Raw genomic sequence first — 15,563 nt, forward strand, 5'->3', positions numbered from 1 at the left:
TACATACTCTGCAAAAGGAGGCTTGTTTAATTTGAAATCGTATATTTTAAAAAGAATTCTTTCTCTTATTCCAGTTCTTCTCATCGTATCGATTGTCGTTTTCATGATTATCCATTTAACACCAGGAGACCCAGCAGCCGTGATACTTGGTCCTGAAGCAAGTCACGAAGATGTCAAGCAATTGCAAGAGGAGCTAGGACTAAATGACCCTGTTTATCAGCAATATTTCCATTGGGTTGAAGGTGTTTTCCAAGGAAACTTGGGCGATTCATTTTTTATGGATAAACCGGTAACGGAGGCGATCTTAGAGCATCTTGGTCCTACCATATCATTAGCCATTTTGTCTCAAATTACAGCTATTCTTATTGCCTTGCCTTTAGGAATTATGGCTGCTAGAAAGCGGGGAACGGCGACTGACCAAACGTTTATGGGTCTTTCCTTGCTGGGCATTTCTATCCCCCATTTTCTCTTCGGATTATTTTTAATTATTATTTTGGCTATTAACTTAAGGTGGCTTCCGGTAGCCGGGTATAAGCCTTTGAGCGCCGGATTTTGGGAACATATTAAATATCTGATCATGCCAGCTATTGCCTTAGGTACCGGCCAAGCCGCACTTATTGCACGGATGACTCGGTCTTCCATGGTCGAAACGTTGAATTTAAATTTTATTAAAACGGCTCGATCAAAAGGACTTCATGAGAGAAAAGTCATCTATAAGCACACTTTAAGAAATGCGTTTATCCCGATCTTAACAGTCATTGGGCAAACCTTTGGAACGCTTGTTGCCGGAGCTGCCGTTACCGAGACGGTGTTTAATATTCCTGGCATTGGCCAATTAATCATCAATTCCGTTGAACGAAGAGACTACATGGTCATCCAGGGTACGGTTTTAATGGTTACTTTAACCTATGTTTTGATCAATTTATTAGTTGACTTACTCTATGGTGTCATCGACCCACGGGTACGACTAAAGAAAGAATCGTAAAAAATTTGCTCTGACTGGAGGAAATCGAATGGAAGTAGCTGTTGAAAAGAGACGAGAATTGAGCGATTTTAGACGAGATATTAACCGAGAACGGAGACGTTTGTTTGTCCGCCGGTTTTTTTCCAATAAATTGACGGTTACCGGAAGTGTCATTATCCTTCTTACCTTACTGGTTACCTTATTGGGACCTTTACTCTCGTCCTATACTCCCTATGAAATGGTAGTAACTAGCAGATTAAAAGCTCCAAGTGCAGATCATCTTTTTGGAACAGATAATTTAGGTCGGGACTTATTTGCACGAGTCGTATATGGGGCAAGGGCATCTATGGGAGTTGGACTTTCTGTTGCCATCATTACATCGGTATTAGGCATGATTATCGGTTTATATTCCGCTTATTATAAGGTGTTAGATCATGTTTTAATGAGGATTTGTGATGGATTAATGGCTTTTCCTGCTATTTTATTAGCAATCGCATTAATGGCAGCATTAGGAACGAAAATTGATAATGTCATTATTGCATTGGCCGCAGTATTTACCCCTTATGTTGCTCGGGTAGTACGTTCAGCAGCTTTAGTAGTAAGAGAACAAACCTATATTGAAGCGATGAAGGCACAAGGGGCTTCCTCCATGAGAATTATTTGGGGGCATATAGCACCTAATACTCTATCCCCATTAATTGTCTACTCTACCTTTATCTTCGCTGATGCGATTATTATTGAAGCCGGTTTGAGCTTTTTAGGTGTGGGTGTTCCGGCACCGGATCCAAGCTGGGGCAACATCCTTTTTGATGGCAAATTGGTTATTTTTAATGCTTGGTGGATGACCTTTTTCCCAGGGGTGGCCATTATTTTAAGTGTATTAGGCTTGAACCTGTTTGGTGATGGGTTGAGAGACTTGTTAGACCCGCATACAAACCATGCCAAGAAATAATCGAACAATCTGGGTTTGAAAAGCTAGTTTTGAAAGGAGGATACGAATAATGGGCGACCACTTATTAGAAGTAAACAACCTTAAAACTCATTTCCGAACTGAAAGAGGGAAGGTTACAGCAGTTGATGGTATTTCCTTTCATGTCGATCGTGGTGAAGTGTTAGCCATTGTTGGGGAATCTGGATGCGGAAAGAGTGTGACAGCACAGTCGATTTTACGATTGTTTGAAGAAAAAGGGGTAACGTCTTACGATGGTGAGATTAATTTTGAAGGAAAAAACCTTTTAAAAATATCGGATTCTGAAATGAGGAAGATTAGGGGAAATGACATTTCTATGATCTTTCAAGATCCCTTAAGTTCTCTCAATCCTGTTTTTACGATTGGAGATCAAATCATGGAGCCGATTATGCTCCATCAGAAACTATCGAAGAAAGAAGCCTACGAACGAGCGATTGAAATGTTGAAATTAATTGGCATTCCAGCACCTGAACAAAGGGTTCATGAATATCCTCATCAAATTTCAGGCGGGATGCGGCAGCGGGTCATGATTGCCATTGCCCTTGCTTGTCAGCCCAAACTGTTGATAGCAGACGAACCGACCACCGCATTGGACGTGACGATCCAATCGCAAATTTTGGAACTCATTGACAGTCTGAGACAGAAATTAGATATGGGAATTATGCTGATTACCCATGATTTGGGTGTGGTGGCCCAGCATTGTACACGCGTAGCCGTTATGTATTTAGGGGAAGTCGTGGAAGAAGGAGATGTGGAATCCTTATTCGAAAATCCGCTTCATCCATATACACAAGGGTTAATCAGCTCGATACCTCAGCTTTTTGGAAATCGAAATAAAAAACTCTCCATTATTAAAGGAATGGTTCCATCCCTTAATGAAATTCCAAAGGGATGCAGATTCGCTCCAAGGTGCCCCTTTGCAGATGCAAAATGCATGAATGAAAAGCCAGAATTAGAAACGCTGGATCACAATAAAAGAATTAAGTGCTGGCATCATCAAACAATAAAGGGGGCTGTATCGAATGCAACATGAAGCATTGAAACTGGACAGTGACCATGGGAACGGTTCTTATGGAACCGCCGCCTTTGAAGCCCGGCCAATAATAGGGAATGCAAGAGAGAAGCTTCTTGATATTAAAGGAATCAAAAAATACTTCCCCGTGAAAAATACGATCGGGGTCACCAAAAAATATGTGAAAGCAGTCGATGATGTGACCTTTCATTTATATGAAGGAGAGACATATGGATTGGTGGGCGAGTCTGGCTGCGGTAAAAGTACTCTTGGTCGTACGATTTTACGGTTGACTGACCCGACGGATGGCGAGGTGTTTTTTGGAGGAACTGACATTTTTAAACTATCAAACTCAGAGTTTAGGAAACAACGGCAAAATTTACAAATGGTGTTTCAGGACCCGTATTCCTCGTTGAATCCCCGAAAAAGAATTGGAGACAGTATCGCTGAACCGATGGTGATTCACAATATCGGCACCAGTCAAGAACGGATGGAAAGGGTCTTCGACATTCTTGAAAAGGTAGGCTTACATGCAGACACTTATTATCGCTTTCCCCATGAATTTTCTGGCGGTCAGCGGCAAAGGATTGGGCTGGCGCGTGCATTAGTAGTGAACCCAAAGCTTGTCATCTGTGATGAACCAGTCTCGGCACTGGATGTATCCATTCAATCACAGATCATTAATCTTCTCGAAGATTTACAGGAAGAATTTGGGCTGACCTACTTATTTGTAGCACATGACTTAAGTGTAGTAAGACATATTTCCGATCGAATTGGTGTCATGTACTTGGGGAAAATGGTCGAGGAAGCCGAAACAGATGAACTTTTTGCCAATCCGCTTCATCCGTATACTAAAGCTTTGTTATCTTCCATTCCGCATCCAAATCCAAAAATAAAACAAGAAAAGATTATTTTAAAAGGAGAAATTCCTTCTCCTATTAATCCTCCTTCAGGGTGCAACTTTCATACTCGCTGTCCTTTAGCAACGGACATCTGTAAACAAGCCGTTCCAAAAAGAGTAGAGAAGAGACCAGGACATTTTGTGGCATGCCATTTAGCAGAGTAATCGCAACTAAAAAATTATCTGAAACGGGTGATGAAATGAACGCAGAGATGAATGGTTTAATAGAAGAAATTTTTTCTGAGATGGTGGAATGGAGAAGAGATTTTCATAAACATGCCGAATCGGGCTGGCTTGAGTTCCGCACGTCTTCATTAGTTGCAGAAAAGCTGGAAGAATGGGGATATGAAGTGAAGATTGGGAAACAAGTCATTGACACCCAGGCAAGAATGGGTGTCCCTCCAGAAGAGATTTTACGGCAGCATGAGCAACGGGCGCTGGTGCAAGGAGCGAATGAAAAATGGCTGGAACATGTAAAAGGCGGCCATACCGGTGTGGTTGGTATTCTGGATACCAAGCGCCCTGGTCCAACAATTGGCCTGCGATTTGATATGGATGCGCTAGATTTAGTGGAGGCCAACGTTCCTGAACATGTACCTGCTGCAATGGGATTTCGTTCGGTGAATGAAGGAATGATGCATGCATGCGGCCATGATGCCCATACTTCAATCGGATTAGGGTTGGCGAAATTATTTTCGCAAATTCGGGATCAGCTTTCAGGGAAAATTAAGCTGATTTTTCAGCCGGCAGAAGAGGGCGTCCGCGGAGCAAAATCAATGGTGGCTGCTGGTGTTCTAGATGATGTGGACGTTTTCCTTGCCAATCATATTGGCACCGGTGTGCCGCTGGGAGAGTATGTGTGCGCCAATAACGGCTACCTATCCACCACGAAAATCGATGTCACCTTTACTGGAGTCGCATCCCATGCAGGCAAATGTCCGGAAGAAGGCAGAAATGCCTTACTTGCTGCGGCATCGGCGGTGCTTAACTTACACGGAATTTCCCGCCATGGCGACGGTAATTCACGTATCAACGTCGGTGTTTTAAACGCAGGAACAGGAAGAAATATTATTCCGTCCTCTGCAAAGCTTAAGATTGAAACCCGAGGTGATACCCCTGAAGTGAATGAATATATCTTAGCCAATGCTATCAATATTCTTAAAGGAACAGCAATGGCACATCAGGTGGAGGTAAACATTGACATCGTCGGGGAAGCCAAATCAGTAGATTGTAGTCAGGAATTGGCAGAATTTGTTCAAGAATCCATTCATACTATAGAAGAAATCAGTCAAGTTCATTTGCTTTCAAATGAAAGTTCTGGTTCTGAAGATGCAACCTACATGATGGAAAAGGTCAAAAGCAACGGGGGATTGGCAACATACGGTGTCGTCGGAACAACCCTTGCAGCCGGTCATCATAATGAAAAATTTGATATTGATGAACTTGGTATGAAGATTGGCGTAAAGGCATTAGCCCAAGTGGTATTAAACTCTACTAAACTCAATATTAAAAAGGCATTAGTATAAGTTTTTTCCTAACTAAGGATAAGGGGTGTCAAACGATGAAGAGTACGATTTCATTTGCAGCCACCGGTGATTATCTACCTACACGACGAATTCCAAGTTATCAGGAAGAAAGTTTTCAAGCGATTGAAAAAGTGATCAAGCAAGCGGATGGAAGAATCACAAATCTTGAAATTAGTATTTTGCAAAATGAAGGTACCCCTGGAGCCATTCCAGGCGGTACTCACATCCGAACGACACCCGATCGTTTAGACGATCTAAAAGCCTATGGTTTTAATCTAGTTGGCACTGCAAACAACCATGCCTTTGACTATGGATATGACGGACTCGAAGCAACGAACCGTCATCTGGATGAAGCAGGCATACTCCATACAGGAACCGGAGAGAACTTATATGAAGCAGGAAAGCCGATTTTCCTGGATACAACCGCTGGCCGTATTGGATTTATTTCCGTTTCGGTTGTTTCTCATTTAACCCACATGGCCACAGAACAAAGGCATAATATCAAAGGAAGACCTGGAATTAATGGTCTTCGCCATGTTCGTAAACATATGATTAGCTCTGAAGAACTCGCGGTGTTAAAGAACATTGCCGATAAAACAGAGGTAAATGCCTTCACCCAAATGTCCATCAATGAAGCCTTCATTCTGCCATTTCCTGAAGGGATTGTACCTTTTGGAAGAGATCAATACGGTTACCCGATGTTATTTGAAGTCGGGGAGGAACAGGGCCTTGTAACTGAACCTAATGAAAAAGACATGCAGCGTATTGAAGGGGTTATCGATGATGCACTAAGACAAGCGGATTATGTACTGGTTAACTTTCATGCCCATGAAATGAAGGGGACGAATAAACGAATCGGAGCTGATTTTGTAGGAAAAGCTGCGAAACGATTTATTGATGCCGGTGCCCATAGTGTCATTGGCCATGGGCCGCATACATTGAGGGGAATTGAAATATACAAGGGAAGACCGATTTTTCATAGTCTAGGAAACTTTATTTTTCAAAATGAAACCCTGGATGCCCTGCCGCAGGATTTTTATGATAACCATAATATTCCGAACGAATATGGCGTGATGAAGGCAATGGACAAGAAATCCCATAACGGTACAAAAGGATTATTGAGTATACCGGAAATGATGGAGTCTGTCCTTCCCTTCTGGACCATGAAAGACGGAGAGTTAGTCGAAATAATCTTATATCCGATTGAACTCTCTCATGGAAAGAAGCGCCATCAAAATGGATTCCCGGAAATTACAAAGAATGAATCCATACTCAAAAGGCTTCAAGATTTATCGGAACCGTTTGGTACCAACATCATCATCGAAGATGGAATTGGCCGGATTTATGGGCAAGCAACCGCTGAGAGAGAGAAAGCAGAAGTGAAATTTGTCTAGAAAAATTAGCGGTAAATGGAGGGAGAAGTGGTTTTGAAGCAAGTTGATTGGGTCAACGAATATATCGACCAAACACAGGAGAAATGGAAGAAAATCAGTGGCTTTATCTGGGAAAATCCTGAAACAAGATTTCAGGAATACATCTCCAGTAAGTATCTATGTGAGCAGTTAGAGAAAGAGGGATTTAAGGTAACAAGCGGTGTTGTAGGAATCGAAACAGCTTTTATCGGTGAATTTGGTGAAGGGAAACCAGTAATAGGTTTCTTAGGAGAGTATGACGCATTATCCGGATTGAGCCAAACATGTGATGTAGACTTTCAGGAAGCCGTTCAGCCTGGTGGCAATGGGCATGGTTGTGGTCATAATTTATTAGGGACCGGTGCTTTAGCAGCAGCTTCCGCATTGAAAAAATATATCGAGGAGAATCAATTAAAAGGAACGGTTCGCTTCTATGGCTGTCCTGGTGAGGAAGGCGGATCAGGAAAAACCTTTATGGCCCGTGAAGGGGTATTTGAAGATGTGGATTTTGCATTGACATGGCACCCAAATAGCCGTACCGGTGTTCAGGGGTGCAGTTCATTAGCCAACATCCAAGTCTATTTTAAGTTTAAGGGTAGAAGCGCTCATGCCGCAGCCACTCCCCATCTAGGAAGAAGTGCTTTGGATGCCGTGGAACTCATGAATATTGGGGCTAATTATATGCGTGAACATGTCAGCCAAGAAGCACGGATCCACTATGCCATCACCAACTCTGGCGGTATTTCACCAAATGTGGTTCAGTCAGAGGCTGAGGTACTATACCTTGTGCGTGATCAGAATATGAACAAAACCAAGAAAATCTATGACCGACTATGTAAGATTGCTAAAGGGGCCGCTTTAATGACGGAGACTGAGGTTGAAATTCATTTTGATAAAGCTTGCTCCAACTATAATCCAAATTATACGTTAGGTAAAGTATTGGAACAATCTCTTCAAGAGGTGGGGATGCCTTCCTATTCGACAGAAGAATATCAATTTGCCAAGCAGATTTGGAATACATTAACGGATGCGGAAAAACAAAATGGTGAGTATTTCCAGGCAGTTAGTTCTAAAAGATTCCCGATTCATCCTGAAGGTCCCTTCCTATCTGCTGAGCCTATTCCTTTTGACGGAAAGGGATTCCTCTCCGGCTCCACTGATGTAGGCGATGTAAGCTGGATTACGCCAACGGCCCAATGTATGTATACGACTTCTGCTTTGGGGACAGTGCTTCACAGCTGGCAAATGGTCACCCAAGGAAAGTCTTCCATTTCCCACAAAGGGTTGCTGCAGGTTTCTAAAGCATTGGCGTTAACAGCCATTAAAGCATTGGAAAATCAGGAAATCATCGAGCAAGCCAAAAAGGAATTACAAGCACAACTGGCGGAACACCCATACCAATGTCCGATTCCGTCTGGAGTAATTCCTACTATATTAAAGGAAAGTCTATTAGTGTAAAGTTGTGGGGCTGCTTAATGATAAGTTAAGCGGCCCTCCTTTATAGCTGGTAGCCAGTTAGAAATGATGTCATTAAATTTCTAAATGATTTCCATTAATATTATTAATTTCAGTTATCAAAAACAATCAAGTATGATGTTTTACAAGAACGATAGAGACTGGAGTGAGCCCTATGAAATACAGTTACATATCTCATTTATATTGTCCCAAATGCAGCAACACTTTTTCACACGAACAGAAAAATCAGTTATGTACCTGTGGATCACCGTTATTAGTGGAATACGATTTAGAACAACTAGGCAAGGAACTTTCCAAAGAAGATTTAGTTGGTAGAGTATCCAGCTTGTGGAGGTATCATGAACTGCTTCCTGTTGGTGATGAGAGTGATGTCGTTACATTAGGTGAAGGGATGACTCCGCTTATTAAGATGCCTGCTATGGGTGAAGATATGAAAATAGCAAACTTGTGGATGAAAGACGAGGGAATCATACCGACGGGAACATTTAAAGCTCGTGGAGCAGCAGTAGGAGTATCCAAAGCAAAAGAGTTAGGTGTAACAGAACTTGCCATGCCTACCAATGGAAATGCGGGAGCTGCTTGGTCACTTTATGCGGCAAGAGGAGGAATCCAATCTACCATCGTTATGCCAATTGATGCACCCAAAATTACTAGAAATGAATCAGCGATCTCGGGTTCAAACTTATATCTTGTTGATGGACTAATCAGTGATGCAGGAAAAATTGTGGCGCAGTCGGTTGCAGAACATGGTTTATTCGATGCATCGACCTTAAAGGAACCATACCGGATTGAAGGTAAAAAGACGATGGGACTCGAGATCGCCGAACAAATGGATTGGAAGCTGCCCGACGTCATTTTATATCCAACAGGCGGCGGCGTAGGGATTATTGGTATTTATAAGGCACTTACTGAACTGAAAAAGTTGGGCTGGGTGGAAGGAGAACTTCCTCGCCTGGTCGCTGTTCAAGCAGAAGGCTGTGCCCCGATCGTTAAAGCATGGGAGGAAGGAAGGTCAGAATCAGAGTTCTGGAATGATTCTAAGACGGTTGCATTCGGAATTAATGTTCCAAAAGCATTGGGTGACTTTTTAGTCCTTGAAGCCATTTATCAAACAAATGGTTGTGCTGTTGCGATTGAGGATGAGGCGCTTTTGGCGGAACAAAAGACCCTGGCCAGCCTCGAGGGAGCATTCGTTTGCCCCGAGGGAGCTGCAACGTTTGTCGCAGCTCGCAGATTAAGAGAACAAGGCTGGATTAAAGAGCAAGAGATCGTTGTTGCCCTGAATACCGGAATGGGAATTAAGTATCCCGACACCATTACCGTTGAGGTGCCGATCTTACAAAAAGGGGACACAATTAAGAAGAGTATTAAATCATAAGCAAATCATGCTGATAACTAAAATTAAACGAAAATGTCTAAGGTTGAGTAGTTTTCTAGGAAGGATAAAAATAAACTAACGGATCTAGGTTGAAGGTCGGTCTTAGGGATGACATAGCAAAAATTACGAATCATCGGGTTGTTCTTGATTCTTAAGGTATGTAAGGATTTGAGTTCCATTTCTTTACGAATGGTATGAATGGATAAAATAGAAATTCCTAAACCGGCTTCAACCGATTCTTTAATAATCTGAGAGCTTCCAAAGGAGCGAATTTCGCTAGGTGCGAAGTTATTTTCTGAGAAAAGTTGATTGATAGCCTGACGGGTCGCAGAACCTTTCTCCCGAATAATCCATGTTTCATCTTTTAAGTCATGCAGTTCCACTTCTTGTTTTAATGCAAGTGGATGCTTAGGTGAGACAATCAGGACCATTTCATCTTGGGCAAATGGTTGAATATGCAATTTAGGATTCTCTACTATACCTTCAACAATGCCTAAATCCAATTCGCCACGAAGCAGCTGTGAAATAATACGATGGGAGTTCCGAATGGCGATATTAGGCTTAATAAGTGGAAATTCCTCTGTAAATTCTGAAATGATTCTCGGAAGTAAATATTCCCCAAATGTATAGCTGGAACCAATCGTAAGAATCCCGCTTGCTGAATGAGTCATTTCATCGATTAACCGATTCATTCGGTCATATAGAGATAGAATTTGCTTTGCATGCTGATACAAGATTTCCCCAGCCTTTGTTAATCGCACATATTTATTACTTCGGTCAAGCAACTTTAACTCATATTGTTTCTCCAGTACTTTAATGGATAAAGTAACAGCTGATTGAGAAATATGTAGTGCTTCGGCTGCACGCGTAAAGTTTTTTTTCTCGGCAACTGTAACAAAAGTGAGAAGATGATAATCCATTTTTACCTCCTTAAGTCTTATTATTATGAAAATTTACAGAATTTACATCCTATTAAGAATGTTACAATAACGATTTTATGATAGGAATAGGTAAAAGGTTCTATAACCATAAATTTGAAAGGATGAAGATGGTGAAAAAATTTTCAATTCTCATGGTGGTTTTATTGGTTTTACTGGCTGGCTGCAGCAGTGGAACTACGAGTAAAACGACGAAAAAAACGGCTTCTGACGAACAAACAGGCGGAGTTTTAAAGATTGCACTGAATGCCCAGCCTCCAACACTAGACACTCATTTAACGACACAAACCGTTGCCCTCGAGGTTACCAGAAATATTTATGAGACATTGGTTACCCAAAATGCAAAGCAGCAGCCAGTTCCGATGTTAGCCGAGTCAATTGATAAGAGTGACGATGGTTTAATTTACACGTTTCACTTAAGGAAGGGTGTTAAATTCCATAATGGGAAGGAAATGAAGGCTGAGGATGTGACGGCATCGATGAATCGATGGCTGAAACTGTCATCCCGGGCAAAATTACTGTTAAGCGGTGCAAATTTCGAGTCGAAGGATGATTATACCGTAGAACTAAAATTACAATCGGTTGCTTCAGATGTGTTAGATATTATGGCAGGACGTGGTCAATTTCCAGCCATTATGCCAAAGGAAATCATTGAATCTGCTGGAAAAGATGGCGTAACCGAATATATCGGGACCGGTCCTTTCGAATATGTTGAATGGAAACAAGATCAATATATTCGATTAAAACGCTTTGATGATTACGCAGCTGTCGATGAGGAACCCAGTGGTATTGCCGGAAGAAAAACGGCCTATGTCGATGAAGTCTATTATTATATTGTAACGGACCCGTCAACTAGAATGGCCGGAGTCCAAACGGGCCAGTATGATATTGCGACCTACATGCCTTATGACAATTATGAACAGTTGAAAAGTGATAAAAATCTAAAAACCTATGTATCTTTTGATGGAGGTACATTAAATGTATCCTACAACAAAAAGCATGGATTGTTCACGAACCAAAAAATCAGGGATGCTGTCAATACTGCATTAGATTTGAACGCTATCATGCTTGCAAGCTTTGGACATAAGGATTTATTCAAATTAAGTCCAGGTTATATGAGCACGGAACAAGTAGACTGGGCCACTGGCGCAGGAAAAGAGTCTTATAATCTTGCCGATCCTAATACGGCCAAAACCAAGCTAAAGGAAGCTGGTTATAAGGGAGAGGAAATCACCCTGTATTCTACACGAGATTACGATTATATGTATAACTCGGCGGTTGTGATGAAAGAGGAGTTAGAACAAATTGGGATGAAGGTGAAGCTGGAAATATTTGACTGGCCGACTCTTATCGAAATAAGGGAGAATCCAGATAACTGGGATATCATGGTTGTGGGAACAGGATATGTCACCACTCCATCACAGTTATTGGTGGTGAATCCGGATTACGTTGGCTGGACCAATGACCAAAAGATTACGGACTTGCTTGCTAAGATTAGAACTTCAGCTTCACAAGAAGAAGCGAAAGGGCTCTGGGAAGAATTACAAACCTACATGTGGGATGACTATTTGCCGTTTACTCTATTTGGGCATTATTCAACCATCATGACTACCAGCAACAAACTTGAAGGCTTTACTCCTTTCCAAGGAGCTATTCCTTGGAACGTAAAAAAGAAACAGTAGAAGCTCCATAAGAGAAATACTCCTCCCAATTATCCATGGCTGATTAGCGGGTGGAGTATTTCTTTAACGGAAATATCCATCATTCCATGATTATTAGGAGGAACCGTAATGAATAATCAAAACATCTTGGATGACTTTTTAAATGTACCTTCAGCCTTTAAATCACAATTCATTCCTGGTAAGGGGACATTTACATTTGTTTCTAATTTGACAGGCCTTCCGCAAGTTTGGACTCTTGATCAGGAGCAAAAGCCAGTGCCATACGTAAGCATGGAAGAGCGTACGCTTGGGATTTATCATGCACCTAACGGAAAAATGACAGTTATTGGAATGGACTGGAAGGGGAATGAAAAACAGCAGTTATACCTATACCGCGAAGGGAGTTCATCGGTAGAACCATTGGTTCAATCGCCAGAGCATTTTCACTATGTAGGAGGGTGGTCACCAGATAATAAGTATGTTTCCTTTACGAGCAACCGCCGTCAACCAGGCTATTTCGATGTATTTATCGTAGACTTTGAAACAAAGGAATCAAAGACGGTCTTTCAATACGACGGAAATTGCGATGTGCTTAGCTGGATTGATAATGAAAATATATTAATCAGCATTACGGAATCCAACCTTGACAATGCCATCTACCGATTCAATCTGAAGACACAGGAAAAAACCAGAATCGGAAATGACAAACAAGCAGCTGGTTACAAAAATGTAGTAATGAAAAAAAACGGAGATGGAGGCTATCTGTTAACAAATTTTGGAGCAGAGACCTATTATATAAGCAGCTTTTCTTTTGCCGCCCCCGAGAAATTAAAGAAACTTGTCCATTGGCCTGAATGGGATATTGAAGAAATCAAGAAGTCTCCTGAGGAACAAAGACTGGCCTTAACGGTAAACGAAGCGGGCTACTTGCGCTTATGGTTGTATGAACCTCATTCGAATAAAAAAGAAGAAATTACTGGGTTTCCTGCAGGTGTGATTGAATCCATTTCCTGGATGAATAATGAGGAGTTTATCTTTACATTGAAGACACCTTCTATGCCGGGAGACATCTGGAAATATTCGATATCCTCTAGAAGCGTTAAACGATTAACGAATATCAGTGAATCTGATACAGTTTCTCGCCACTCTGTTGAACCCCAATTATGTTCTTTTACCTCTTTTGATCAATTGGAGGTTCCTTACTTTTTCTATAATCAAGAGAATGAAAAAAATAAGCCTGCTGTTATTTATGTTCACGGTGGACCGGAAGGACAGACGAAAGCAGAATTTAACCCTGTGATTCAGTATTTGGCCAGTCAAGGCTTTGCGGTGGCAGCACCTAATGTCCGTGGCAGCAGCGGATATGGCAGGACCTATATTCAACTGGACGATGCCCGTAAAAGAATGGAATCTGTCAAAGACCTTGTATGGCTGGTGAAGGATTTAATAGAAACCCATCAAGTCGACCCGGACAACATTGGTATTATGGGACGAAGTTATGGTGGATTTATGGTATTGGCAGCGATTACTCATTATCCTGATGTATGGGCAGCTGGCGTTGATATTGTGGGAATCTCGAATTTACGAACCTTGTTAACCAATACAGGTGCATGGAGGCGCAGGCTAAGAGAGTGTGAATATGGTTTTCTAGATCAAGACAGTGATTTCTTTGATGAAATTGCTCCTTTACATCATGCCCATAAAATAAAGGTTCCGTTGTTGGTATTCCACGGACTGAATGATACTCGTGTACCAGTCAGTGAATCAGAGCAGCTTGTGACGGATATGAAAGCACGGGGTCAAGAAGTGGAACTAACGGTTTTCGATAATGAAGGACATCAGACTGAAAAACGAGCAAATCACATTGTGATGCATCAAAATACCATTGAATTTTTTCTCAAGCATTTAACAAAATCAACCATGGAAAAGTAAGGGGGCGTTCTTTTGATAGAAGATATCTATCAATATATTGAAGATCATAAAGAAATGTATTTGGATTGGTTAATGGAAATTTGCAGGCAGCCAAGTGTTGCTGCTCAAAACCGTGGTACTGAAGAAACCGTTAATCTAGTAGAACAGTACTTACAGCGATTATCCTTTGCAGTAGAAAACATACCAACGTCGGGAAATCCCATTGTTTATGGAGAATTAAATTCCGGCAAAGACAGAACCCTTACTTTCTATAATCATTATGATGTTCAGCCGGAGGATCCAATTGAATTATGGGAAAGTCCGCCTTTTTCTCCAGAGATTCGAGACGGAAAATTATTCGCACGAGGGACGGCTGATAACAAAGGGACCTTACTTTCAAGAATATGTGCCATTCATGCTTATCAGCAGGTATATAAGGAGTTGCCAATCAATATTAAATTTATTATTGAAGGGGAAGAAGAGATTGGCAGTCCTCATCTTTCCGAATTTACCGAAAAGCATCCTGATAAATTAACAACGGACGGATGCATTTGGGAAAATGGCTTTAAAAGTACCGATGGGAGGCTGCAGATCACACTTGGATGTAAAGGAATGCTCTATGTAGAATTGCATGCAAAAGGGGCAAATGTAGATCTGCATTCAGCAAAGGCAGCGATTGTCACAAACCCTGCTTGGAGATTGGTATGGGCATTAAGTACGTTGAAGAATGAACAGGAAGAAATCTTAATAGACGGTTTTTACGATCGGATTCAAGAGATGACCATTGAGGAAAAAGAATTAACAGAGTCCATCGATTATAAAGAAAAGGAAGAATTAGAGCAGCTTGGACTCAAATCATATTTAAATAACTTAACAGGTTTCAATCTCAAAGAAAAACTAATCTTTCAACCTACTTGTACGATTTGTGGAATGGAATCAGGGTATACCGAACAAGGAGCAAAAACGGTATTACCCTCTGTGGCAAAAGCAAAAATTGATTTCCGGTTAGTATCCGAACAAGATCCTGATGAAATTTTGCAGCTGTTAAGGAAACACTTGGATAAACATGGATTTGAGGATATTGAAATCGTCCGCTTGAAAGGGCAGCGGGCTGCTTTGACAAAATTGAATGACGCTCTTGTTCAGAAAGTGGTCAGCAGTGCAGAGAAATTCTTCGAAAAGAAGCCGCAAGTCATGAGGTCACAGGCAGGTACTGGTCCAATGTATACCCTTTGTCAAAAGTTTGGTATTCCAGCAGTAGGATTTGGAGTTGGTCATGCTGGCTCTCACAATCATGCTCCCAATGAGAATATTTATATCGATGACTTTATCGAAGGAATCAAATTTGCTGCACTAGTCATCCATGAATTTTAAATGATGCTTGCTTTTTATTGGTAATAAAATGTTAGGAGTG

12 protein-coding genes are annotated in these 15,563 nt (G+C 41.4%); 11 read left to right on the forward strand and 1 reads right to left on the reverse strand.

Annotation, left to right across the window (positions count from 1 at the left end; genetic code table 11):
- Positions 1 to 31 precede the first annotated feature (31 nt).
- The 8 genes from KHA99_RS20655 (at position 32) to KHA99_RS20690 (ending at position 9,639) form a co-directional block, all read left to right on the forward strand.
- Complete coding sequence (locus KHA99_RS20655; protein ID WP_213119366.1) at positions 32 to 985, forward strand: ABC transporter permease; 954 nt, start codon at positions 32 to 34, stop codon at positions 983 to 985.
- Positions 986 to 1,013: 28 nt separating this feature from the next.
- Positions 1,014 to 1,916 carry an ABC transporter permease gene (locus KHA99_RS20660; protein ID WP_213119367.1) on the forward strand — a complete coding sequence of 301 codons (903 nt, stop codon included), beginning with the start codon at positions 1,014 to 1,016 and terminating at the stop codon, positions 1,914 to 1,916.
- Between the two features lie 49 nt (positions 1,917 to 1,965).
- Positions 1,966 to 2,967, forward strand: a complete 1,002-nt coding sequence (locus tag KHA99_RS20665; RefSeq protein WP_213119368.1) for an ABC transporter ATP-binding protein — start codon at positions 1,966 to 1,968, stop codon at positions 2,965 to 2,967.
- On the forward strand, positions 2,957 to 4,012 hold the full coding sequence (locus KHA99_RS20670) for an ABC transporter ATP-binding protein (RefSeq protein WP_213119369.1): 1,056 nt from the start codon (positions 2,957 to 2,959) through the stop codon (positions 4,010 to 4,012). The genes KHA99_RS20665 and KHA99_RS20670 overlap by 11 nt, the downstream gene beginning before the upstream one ends.
- Positions 3,994 to 5,373 carry an amidohydrolase gene (locus KHA99_RS20675; protein WP_307852113.1) on the forward strand — a complete coding sequence of 460 codons (1,380 nt, stop codon included), beginning with the start codon at positions 3,994 to 3,996 and terminating at the stop codon, positions 5,371 to 5,373. The genes KHA99_RS20670 and KHA99_RS20675 overlap by 19 nt, the downstream gene beginning before the upstream one ends.
- 35 nt (positions 5,374 to 5,408) lie before the next feature.
- Positions 5,409 to 6,767, forward strand: a complete 1,359-nt coding sequence (locus KHA99_RS20680) for a CapA family protein (protein WP_213119370.1) — start codon at positions 5,409 to 5,411, stop codon at positions 6,765 to 6,767.
- Between the two features lie 15 nt (positions 6,768 to 6,782).
- Positions 6,783 to 8,243, forward strand: a complete 1,461-nt coding sequence (locus KHA99_RS20685; RefSeq protein WP_372447622.1) for a M20 family metallopeptidase — start codon at positions 6,783 to 6,785, stop codon at positions 8,241 to 8,243.
- Positions 8,244 to 8,415: 172 nt separating this feature from the next.
- Positions 8,416 to 9,639 (forward strand): threonine synthase, encoded by a 1,224-nt coding sequence (locus KHA99_RS20690; RefSeq protein WP_213119372.1) that lies wholly within the window; start codon positions 8,416 to 8,418, stop codon positions 9,637 to 9,639.
- Positions 9,640 to 9,662: 23 nt separating this feature from the next.
- On the opposite strand, the gene KHA99_RS20695 is transcribed toward KHA99_RS20690, so the two are convergent.
- On the reverse strand, positions 9,663 to 10,559 hold the full coding sequence (locus KHA99_RS20695) for a LysR family transcriptional regulator (RefSeq protein WP_213119373.1): 897 nt from the start codon (positions 10,557 to 10,559) through the stop codon (positions 9,663 to 9,665).
- A 128-nt stretch (positions 10,560 to 10,687) separates the two neighbouring features.
- Here KHA99_RS20695 and KHA99_RS20700 point away from each other — a divergent pair, with 128 nt between their 5' ends.
- The 3 genes from KHA99_RS20700 (at position 10,688) to KHA99_RS20710 (ending at position 15,523) form a co-directional block, all read left to right on the forward strand.
- A complete protein-coding gene (locus KHA99_RS20700) occupies positions 10,688 to 12,259 on the forward strand; it encodes an ABC transporter substrate-binding protein (protein WP_249366794.1) in 1,572 nt (523 codons plus the stop codon).
- Between the two features lie 108 nt (positions 12,260 to 12,367).
- Positions 12,368 to 14,170: a S9 family peptidase gene (locus KHA99_RS20705; protein WP_213119375.1), complete on the forward strand. Its 1,803-nt coding sequence runs from the start codon at positions 12,368 to 12,370 to the stop codon at positions 14,168 to 14,170.
- 12 nt (positions 14,171 to 14,182) lie between these two features.
- The gene (locus KHA99_RS20710; RefSeq protein WP_249366795.1) at positions 14,183 to 15,523 is read left to right on the forward strand and encodes a M20/M25/M40 family metallo-hydrolase; all 1,341 of its coding nucleotides are present in this window, start codon (positions 14,183 to 14,185) and stop codon (positions 15,521 to 15,523) included.
- The last annotated feature ends 40 nt before the right edge of the window (positions 15,524 to 15,563 follow it).

Source organism: Neobacillus rhizophilus (assembly GCF_018343535.1).
GTDB classification, from domain to species: domain Bacteria; phylum Bacillota; class Bacilli; order Bacillales; family Cytobacillaceae; genus Neobacillus; species Neobacillus rhizophilus.

What these genes read in the sequence shown, in the direction of transcription:
- KHA99_RS20665 (WP_213119368.1), top strand. Translation starts at nt 1,966, where the DNA reads ATGGGCGACCACTTATTAGAAGTAAACAACCTTAAAACTCATTTCCGA.
- KHA99_RS20700 (WP_249366794.1), top strand. Translation starts at nt 10,688, where the DNA reads ATGGTGAAAAAATTTTCAATTCTCATGGTGGTTTTATTGGTTTTACTG.
- KHA99_RS20685 (WP_372447622.1), top strand. Translation starts at nt 6,783, where the DNA reads ATGGAGGGAGAAGTGGTTTTGAAGCAAGTTGATTGGGTCAACGAATAT.
- KHA99_RS20705 (WP_213119375.1), top strand. Translation starts at nt 12,368, where the DNA reads ATGAATAATCAAAACATCTTGGATGACTTTTTAAATGTACCTTCAGCC.
- KHA99_RS20675 (WP_307852113.1), top strand. Translation starts at nt 3,994, where the DNA reads ATGCCATTTAGCAGAGTAATCGCAACTAAAAAATTATCTGAAACGGGT.
- KHA99_RS20695 (WP_213119373.1), bottom strand. Translation starts at nt 10,559, where the DNA reads ATGGATTATCATCTTCTCACTTTTGTTACAGTTGCCGAGAAAAAAAAC.
- KHA99_RS20670 (WP_213119369.1), top strand. Translation starts at nt 2,957, where the DNA reads ATGCAACATGAAGCATTGAAACTGGACAGTGACCATGGGAACGGTTCT.
- KHA99_RS20660 (WP_213119367.1), top strand. Translation starts at nt 1,014, where the DNA reads ATGGAAGTAGCTGTTGAAAAGAGACGAGAATTGAGCGATTTTAGACGA.
- KHA99_RS20690 (WP_213119372.1), top strand. Translation starts at nt 8,416, where the DNA reads ATGAAATACAGTTACATATCTCATTTATATTGTCCCAAATGCAGCAAC.
- KHA99_RS20680 (WP_213119370.1), top strand. Translation starts at nt 5,409, where the DNA reads ATGAAGAGTACGATTTCATTTGCAGCCACCGGTGATTATCTACCTACA.